Genomic DNA, 2,993 nt, shown 5'->3' with positions numbered 1-2,993 from the left:
GCCTCGGCGACGCCGCGTTCCTCGCTGGCCACGCCCGGATAAGCGGCGGAGGTGTCGACGAAGCTCAGCACCGGCAGGTTGAACCGCTCCGCCAGGTCCATCAGGCGGATGGCCTTGCGGTAGCCCTCGGGGCGCGCGTAGCCGAAGTTGTGCTTCACCCGGCCCACGGTGTCGCGGCCCTTCTCGTGGCCCATCACCACCACCGGCCGGCCGCGGAAACGGCCGAGGCCGCCCAGGATCGCCTGGTCGTCGGCGAACTTGCGGTCGCCGCGCAGCTCGACGAACTCGTCGATGAGGCCGGCGCAGTAGTCGACGAAGTGCGGCCGCTCCGGATGGCGGGCGACCTGGGTCTTCTGCCAGGCGTCGAGCTTGGCGTAGGCCTCGCGGCGCAGTTCCTGGGCGCGGGCGCGCAGGGCCTCGATCTCGGCGTCGAAGGCGCCCGGCCCCGCGGTCTCGGACAGTTTGAACAGTTCCTCGATCTTGTTCTCGAGCTCGGCGACGGGCCGCTCGAATTCGAGGTAGTGGGCGGCCATTCGAGGATTTTCTCTTCGCCGTTCGCGGAAGCGGCGGAAGTTAGGCGGGAAGCGGCTGCGTCACAAGGGCGACGGCCCAGCCGGCCTGCAACCGCGGCTGTCCACGGACGTTGACCCTCCGAGGCGCGCCGGGCCGACGTCTGCGGAGGGACGCAGCGGGGTCCGGAACGACCTCCAGATGGCATGCGCCGGAGCCGCGGACGACAGCGGCGGGAGCGCGAGGACACGGAGCCAACCATGAACACTTCCCTGACGCTCGGGCTGGCCGGCGCGCTGGCGCTCTCCGGCGCGGCGCCCGCCCTGGCCCAATACGGCGGCGACTCCTCCTACCAGTACCAACGCGGGCAGTATGAGAGCGGCTCGCCCTACCAGCCGACCGACCAGTACCGGCAAGACCTGCAGCGCTACGACAACGACCGGGCCGACTACCAGTCGCGGCGGATCGACTACCAGCAGGCGCGGCGCGACTACGACCGCCAGCGTGCGGACTACGACCGGGCCCGAGCCGAATACGACGCCCGCTTCGGCCTGGGCGCCTATGCCCAGCGCTACGGCCCGGCGCCAGTGTGGGACGAGACGCGCTGGGCGAACGCCTACGGCCGCGACGCCGCCTATACCGACGCCGTCGACGCCTGCCGCTCGCAGCGGAGCAACGGCGCGGTGGCGGGTGGGGTGATCGGCGCCCTGGCCGGCGCCGCGCTGGGCTCCAACGTGGCCGCCCGCAACGCGCGGCCCGAAGGCGCCGTGCTGGGCGCGGTGGTCGGCGGCGCGATCGGCGCCGGCGTCGGCCGGGCCTCCGCCAAGTGCGACCCGCGCGGCTACTACTTCAGCTACAGCGACACCATTCCCTACCGCGAAAGCGGCTTCGACCGGCGCGGCCGCAGCGGGCGCTACGGATATGACTACTACGCCCGCGAGCGCTGCCGCCTGGCGCCGGCGCCGGTCGATTGGGGCGACCGCACGGAATATCGCTATGTGCGGGTGTGCCCGGACACCGACGGACGCTACCGTATTACGGGCTGACGGCTTCACCTCTTCCCCGGGACGCCGAGGAAGAGGTGAGTTCGAGGTGGGGCGGAGGCTTTTCCTGCGTGCCGTTCAGCCCTTCCCGCCCTCCGGATCCGGCCCCGGCAGGGAATCGCGCCTGACCTTCCAGGCCGCGACGTTCTGCAGCCTGGGCACGGCGATTTGCTTGGCGCCGTGCCGGGCGAGCAGGTCACGGTAGTCGGTCATGTCCTGGTCGCTCCAGAAGGCGCCGCCTTCGCCGGCGATGATCCCCAGGAGCTCGCACCCCTGAGGCCCGGCGATCCAGGGACCGAACCGATCGCCGTGCATCAGGAAGATATGGCTGCCCTTGCGGCATAGCTGGTCGCCGATGGTCACCTCGCCCTCGAGCACGAACACCACGTGATCGCCGCGGTGACCGTGCTTCAGGGACATCATCCCGGGGTCCCAGCGGTTGTAGAAGCTGACGAAGTTGGGGAGAATCGTCAGGAAGCGTTCGAGGATCGAGGAGGATCGCCCGTCCTCGTATTCGATCCGCACCACCTCGTTTTCAGGAAATTCGTCGAGATGCCGGATGATGGGGCCGCCGATCATTGGGTTTCCTCCGTGGGTGAGTGGTCGTGGCGCCTGACAGCCTGCGGGAGGGGAAGGCTCCCGGCGTAACGGGTCCGAAGTCCCTCCCTGTGTCCCCTTCTCGTGCGGGGCGCCTTTGCGGCCAGCATTTGTCCCGAAGAGCGCGCGGCGTGCAAGGCGCCGGGTCGACGGACCTGATTCGATCGCGGCCTGCCGCCGCCGGACGGCGCGGCGGGGTGTTTCGTCGATGCAACAACCGGGGGCCGACGACAGGCGCGGAACGCCCGAAGCGTTGACTTCGCGCAAAAACTACAGTCCCTTGGTTTTTACCGGCGTCGGCGGCCTTGCCGCCAGGGAAGCGTCGGCGGCGCGTTCAGACTGCGTGAAAGCAGCATCGCGATGAGAGGGAGAAAAACTTGGCGCGACCTGGCGCTGGCGTCTTCGGGGGCGGAGTTCCTCGTGCCGGAATCCGGCAGGCGCCACAGGTAATCGAAATGTTCTGATCTGCAACAGTTCTGATCTGCGACCTTGGCGAGCCGACGCCTGAGGTCGCGGTTGCGTAGGCGTCGAGCGCGCATGGAACCCCACGCGCCTCACAGAAGCAAAACACCCAACGGGGGATGGAAACATGAGAAGCGGGATCAGCTGGGCCTTGATGGCCACCACGAGCGTCCTGGCCTTGAGCGGCGGCGGATCGGCCGCCTTCGCCCAGACGCCGGGCGCCCGCTCGGGCGGCGCGGTGATCGAGGAAGTGGTCGTCACGGCCCGGCGGCGGCAGGAGTCGCTGCAGTCGGTGCCGGTGTCGGTGACGGCGCTGGGCACGCAGGAGCTGGCGCGCAAGGACATCCGCGCCGGCGCCGACCTGCAACACGCCGTGCCCTC

The 2,993-nt window shown here is 69.7% G+C and carries 3 protein-coding genes and 1 pseudogene; 2 read left to right on the top strand and 2 right to left on the bottom strand.

The genetic code is table 11. The features are described from left to right. The coding region (locus VGL30_RS04865; RefSeq protein WP_331537363.1) for a carboxyl transferase domain-containing protein at positions 1-533 on the bottom strand (533 nt) is incomplete at its 3' end. A 237-nt stretch (positions 534-770) separates the two neighbouring features. Between VGL30_RS04865 and VGL30_RS04860 the strand changes: the two genes are divergently transcribed. Further along, positions 771-1,556, top strand: a complete 786-nt coding sequence (locus tag VGL30_RS04860) for a hypothetical protein (RefSeq protein WP_331537361.1) — start codon at positions 771-773, stop codon at positions 1,554-1,556. Between the two features lie 75 nt (positions 1,557-1,631). On the opposite strand, the gene VGL30_RS04855 is transcribed toward VGL30_RS04860, so the two are convergent. Continuing rightward, complete coding sequence (locus VGL30_RS04855; protein ID WP_331537358.1) at positions 1,632-2,132, bottom strand: hypothetical protein; 501 nt, start codon at positions 2,130-2,132, stop codon at positions 1,632-1,634. 607 nt (positions 2,133-2,739) lie between these two features. On the opposite strand from VGL30_RS04855, the pseudogene VGL30_RS04850 reads away from it, so the two are divergent. Further along, positions 2,740-2,993: pseudogene (locus VGL30_RS04850) on the top strand (hypothetical protein); the annotation flags it as partial.

The sequence above is a fragment of the Phenylobacterium sp. genome (genome assembly GCF_036502675.1).
Taxonomy (GTDB): Bacteria; Pseudomonadota; Alphaproteobacteria; order Caulobacterales; family Caulobacteraceae; genus Phenylobacterium.
Note: the sequence above shows the minus strand (reverse complement) of the source record. Positions and strands in the feature narration are given on the sequence as shown.

What these genes read in the sequence shown, in the direction of transcription:
- VGL30_RS04860 (WP_331537361.1), top strand. Translation starts at nt 771, where the DNA reads ATGAACACTTCCCTGACGCTCGGGCTGGCCGGCGCGCTGGCGCTCTCC.
- VGL30_RS04855 (WP_331537358.1), bottom strand. Translation starts at nt 2,132, where the DNA reads ATGATCGGCGGCCCCATCATCCGGCATCTCGACGAATTTCCTGAAAAC.